At 47.8% G+C, this 5,558-nt stretch carries 2 protein-coding genes; both read left to right on the top strand.

All coding sequences use genetic code 11. The features are described 5' to 3' along the window. On the top strand, positions 1 to 3,427 hold a 3,427-nt coding region (locus OXG87_18770; GenBank protein ID MCY3871596.1), incomplete at its 5' end, for a carboxypeptidase regulatory-like domain-containing protein. 39 nt (positions 3,428 to 3,466) lie between these two features. Further along, positions 3,467 to 5,558, top strand: a 2,092-nt coding sequence (locus OXG87_18765; GenBank protein ID MCY3871595.1) for a GWxTD domain-containing protein, incomplete at its 3' end; no start/stop codon positions are given.

Raw genomic sequence — 5,558 nt, 5'->3', positions numbered from 1 at the left:
GCTCTTAAAAAACCAATTGGGTATTCGGCGATCTGTTGCACTCGCCGTCAGTGACAAAATCGGCAGTCCAACTCAAGTAGGACTCCTGAAGCCAGTAGTCGTATTGCCCACGCCTATGGTCGAATCGCGCGGCCAGTTGAAATCAATTTTGATTCACGAACTCATTCATGTGAAGCGATGGGATTGTCTGTATCGCTTGTTGGCAATGGTGGGCCTGGCGTTTTACTGGTTCAATCCCCTATTCCACCGCGTCAAACACCTGCTTTTTGAAGTTCAAGAACAAGCCTGTGATGATTGGACAGTAACAACAACTGGCAATTCTGAAAGCTATGCGGATACGCTTCTCAATGTGGCGACCCAACTACGCTCTCGTCCTGCGATAGCTCTGGGCATGGACATGGCGCGAACAACTCAGGTCATGGAGCGAGTCAACCGCATTATCACCCTGGGCGGCCATGTGTCTCCGCGCGTTGGTCGCGTATCGGCACTCGTGATGGCAGTGGTATTTATCGGTGGGGCGACAGCTATAGGTAGCCTGACCACTTCAAAGGCCGATCACAATGATCCAAAGGTTGTGTTTGAAGGTGGTGTTGCCGTAACCGATACCAGCGATATATCACAGCGACTAATTCCACTAAAAATGCGCGATGGTCGTATGTGGTGGCACTGCAAGAATAGTCTCTATTTACAGGATGGAGATGAGAGGCAAAAATTTACATTGCCGGAAGGTGGTTCATTCGACCAGATACATGCCTTTATACAAGCGCGCAATGGCTCGGTTTGGTTTGCCGGTATATATAAGAATAGGCCAATTGTTGCGAACTTTAGCGGAAAGACATGGCAGGTATGGGATTCAAAAACAACGGGCCTGGGAAAAATCGCCGCTGGATATGATTTTGCCGAAGATGATGATGGCGGTATCTGGGTTACCCAGAGCTTTTCAAACTACAGAGCACACGGAGGCACCGATCGCTTCAAAGGCGGAAACGGCGTCTTGCATTTTGATGGCAAAGCATGGCGCAACTATACCGTGAAAGATGGATTGATTCACAATCGGGTTTACAATGTGGAAGCCGATCCCAAAGGCGGCGTGTGGATCGCAACTCTCCGCGGATTGAGCCACTATAAAGATGGAAAATGGACCTCTCATATTGTCGATAGCGTGCCCATAGAGGGCGTGCGTAATGGCAATAGATACGATGGCCACAAGGTATATAAACTATTTTATGATCGGGAAGGCACGCTTTGGACCGTGCATGGATCGAATATTGGGCGCACCATAACGCGGCGCAAAGGGGGGATTTCCAGCTTTGACGGCACAGCCTGGACACACTACGATGCACATGATGGACTGCCTATAAATGCGTCTCGAAATATCTGGCAAACGGAAAATGGCGATCTGTGGTTTGGTACACATCAAGGTGACCAAAAGGTAGTAGAAGCCAGAGGCTTGATGCGGTATAAAGATGGAATGTGGTTGCGATTGACGCGCAAACACGGTATTCCCGGCGATTCTGTATGGGACCTGATTGAAAAAGGCGATGGATCTTTTTATCTGGGTGTTTCTGGGATTGTATCTTATAAGCCGCCTATCGATCACCTAACAACAATATCTGGTAAAGTGATCAATCAGCGCGATGGTCAACCCACAGCAAATATGGGAATATGGGTTGAATACGACGATGGCGAGGTGCATGCCGGAACCATGACAGATGAAGATGGCCGCTATCGCGTCGAAGTCACTCCGGGCGTATATCGCGTGCGAATCGCGTCTAAGAATGCAGCTGAACCCGTGACTGTTGAAGCAAAGTCCGAGAGTAAAATTGAAGATGTCGATCTGCTCTTGCTCAACTCGCGCCGCATCTCTGGTCGTGTAATCGACACGTCTGATAATCCGATTGCCAATGCTGTCGTAGTGATTTCCGATGAGCCCTCAAAAGATCAACGCCTATCTCCCCAGATAGTAACTACAGATGCCAATGGAAAATTTGAAGGCTGGCAAGTCTCGGGACCGCAGGCTACCTTTGAAGTCGCAGCAAAAGGATACGTACAAATCGCGCGGGAAGTTGAAAATGCCATTGAAGGCCAGGTAGTGATTAGTCTCAAAAAAGGAACGACGTTTCGCGGTCGCGTTGTGGATGAGTTGGGCAAACCCATGGAATGGGCGTGCGTTGGTCCTGGACCACCACCGGACCCTGAAAAGAAAGTATATGTATTGCCCGTATTACCCTTTCAGCGCAATACATACACCGATGCATCGGGTCTGTTCACTCTAAATAACGTAGCGGAAGGTCACATCTGGGTGAATCATCCTGAGACCAGAATTGTGAATCAAGAGATTATGCCTGCCGATGATGTGATAGATATCCGCGTAGAGCGTTTGCGTTTGTATTCTGTTTCAGGCGTGGTGTCTTTAAATGAGGGTTCTGTAGAAGGGCTGGAAATCAGAGTATTTTCCACCAAACGCCCCTCTACAAGTGGACCGACTCGGTCCAAAAGGGATTTTATAGATGCTACTGGCGCATATCGTTTCGATGACCTTGAGCCAGGGGAATATATAATTTCGGTCAAGGCATCCATAGAATTGGAAATGGAGGAACAAACGATCATCCTGCATCGCAGTATTCAATCTCGGAGGCTGGTGATTGAAAACCGCGATGTGACGCTGAACTTTGAACCCCTGGGCGATGCGCGAATTACCGGTTTTGCAACTTACAAAGGACTACCTGTTTCAGGGATTTATGTAAATAGCCGTGTTTTAGCCGATGATCCCCCGAAATTGGTTTCAGCAGGCAGTACCCAAACAGACAAAGAGGGACGGTTTGAATTGCGTGATCTCCCTTCTGCGCAGATTGAAATTCGTTTTTCTAGTATCCCCAGTTCAGGAAAACGTTGGAGCAAAGTCGATACGGTTGATCTGACGGATAAAAAAGAATTGCGTTATCTCACCGAACTGAAAATGGAGGAACGCCCGACCTTGAGCGTGGGAGATATAGCACCTGAATTTGAAGCCAAACAGTTGGATGGGGCAACATTCCGGCTCGCAGATTACCGGGGCGAAAAAGCCGTTTTAATCGACTTTTGGGCAACGTGGTGTGGCCCGTGCATTGAGGAAATTCCGACAATCAAAAGAATTGCCGATACCTATCGCAATCAGGGATTAGAAGTCGTGGGTGTGAGTTTGGACCGAGAAGAGAAGGCATTGCGAGATTTTGTAAAAAAGGAAAAGCTGAGCTATGTGCAGGTATTTGAGAAAGAAAAAACGCGGGTGATTTCAAAATCCTACGGCGTGTGGGGGATTCCGTCGGTATTTCTGATAGATAAAAATGGGGTCATCAACGCGATGAAGCTACGCGAAGATCGCACCGAAGTGGCAGTGAAGACGTTATTAGCCACTGATCTCCAGACGGCTGGAAATTCGCGATAAACTTTTTATGCCGTTGATGATCATTTGAAAGGGAGAAGAATGCGATTCACAATGCGCATTGGACTGATTGCGTTGGCCTGCCTATTTGGTTCTGGCTTGTCCAGAGGCGCGACGACAATAGACTCGCTGTTTCAGGCGGCAGAGCAGCAAGTCGGTCTGGTAAGTCGAGAGAAAAGCATTCAAGAGTTCAAGGAGATTATTTCCAAAGATAGAGATTATGCCCCTGCATATAATGAATTGGCCAAACTGCATCTGTTGGACCACAGCGTAAATGGCCGACAGCGGGCAATGCGGATGATACAGCGGGCAATCGAAATTGCCCCCGACAATATTGAGTATCGGCTGACACGCGGAAAGATTATGTGGCATCAAGGCTTTCGGTCACGCGCATTCCACCAATTCAAGGGCGTGATCAAAAAGCATCCCAACAATACAGATGTCCTCAATGGGTTGGGTATGTTCTGGGTATATGAGTTTCTCAGAGTAAAAGATAATGCCCAAACCCGGAATTTCAGGGGATTTGCTCAGGAAGCCAAACAAGAAGCTATTCAGGTCCTGCGAAAAAGCATCCAATTGGATGGAACCAACCATCAACCCTATTACTTGTTGGGCATACTCTACTTTGAAGATAAATACTGGGATGCGTTCCATGCCCTGATGCAAGCCCTGCACGCGCAATATCCAGATGATAAAAATGCGCTCTTGTTCTGTGGACTTGCCGCCTATCAGATTGGCGAGTTCGATGAATCGCATGAATACTATCAACGCGCCCTTGACTTGATGAGTGTTGAAGAACGCGAGTTGCTCGAATCTATCGACCTGCTTGCCCCCAAAGAAGATCAGGCATCCCGCGCGACACAGACGATTGATGCGCTCTTGAAACGCGAGATGTTTTGGAAGCGTCAGGACCCACTCTATTTGTCTGATTTTAACGAAAGAAAGATGGCGCACTTTGGTCGTATGGCGTATGCAAATTTGCGATTCAGGCGATTTTCTGATGATGTTGAGGGCTGGCAGACGGATATGGGGAAGACCTATATCAAATTTGGAAGATATAGAAGAAGAAAAACCTTTTTCTTTTCTGTAGGAAATGACCCGTATAGGGCATTTCATAGAATGATGGAAACCTGGTATTACGAAACATTTAAGATTGAATATTGCGGGAATGGCAGTGATCGCTGGAGCTTCTGTGGTGGATTTGAGATAGGACAACGTGGTTCCCGTTATTACCCGGGCTACTTCGACGAAGCCTCGCATCATACCTTCCGAAAAACAGCCCAACGCTTTGTCGATCCTTACCTCAATCGCAAATATACCCTCCCCTATCAGATCGCCACCTTTGAAGAACAAAACAGGATGCGCGTCGAACTCAGCTATATGATTCCCAAAAACCAATTAACAGAAAATCCAGAAACGAGCAAGGTGAGTTTTTGGGACGGCGTCTTCTTCTTTGATCAGCAGTGGAGCGATATGTATAACTATCGCAAATTCAAGACCCTCACCTTGCCGAAGCCGAAGCCGGTACAAAACGCCGCAGCACAACATCGCAACGATCACCTGCTGATCTCGCGCACGGTATCTGTACGCCAGGACAACTATCACTTTTCTATAGAATTTATGGATCAAACATCTGGTCTAATTGGTGTGGCACGCGATGAGAAAACCTTCGTATATAACCAGGAGACCTTTCATCTGAGTGATCTGCTCGTCGGCAGCGATATTCAAGCGAAGAAAGCATTGCCAGAAAGCCGTGACGATCTGCTCATCACACCCAACCCTGTCCGAACATTTTCACCGTCTGAACCGGTGTTTATCTATCTGGAACTGTACGATCTCCAACGCGACGATTTTGGCAGTACGCAATACGAGATCTCCTACACCATCGGCAAGCCAGAGGTAGATACCCTGTCTCCGACCTTATTCGCATCTCACAGTCTGATTTCTACAATGGGAAAAACAGAGATAGATCTGCGGAGTGAACAAACAGATTATACAGACGCTCAGGGATTGCAGACAGATCGATCAGAGGATAGTGAAGGGAGCATTAGCGCCTTTGCCGACAGCTTCGTGTTGGGCGAGACAAAGGTTTATACGAGTGGTGGACAAGTCCATCACATCCCTGCTGAGGACT

The organism is Gemmatimonadota bacterium (assembly GCA_026706845.1).
In the GTDB taxonomy this organism is placed as follows: Bacteria; Latescibacterota; UBA2968; order UBA2968; family UBA2968; genus VXRD01.
Note: the sequence above shows the minus strand (reverse complement) of the source record. Positions and strands in the feature narration are given on the sequence as shown.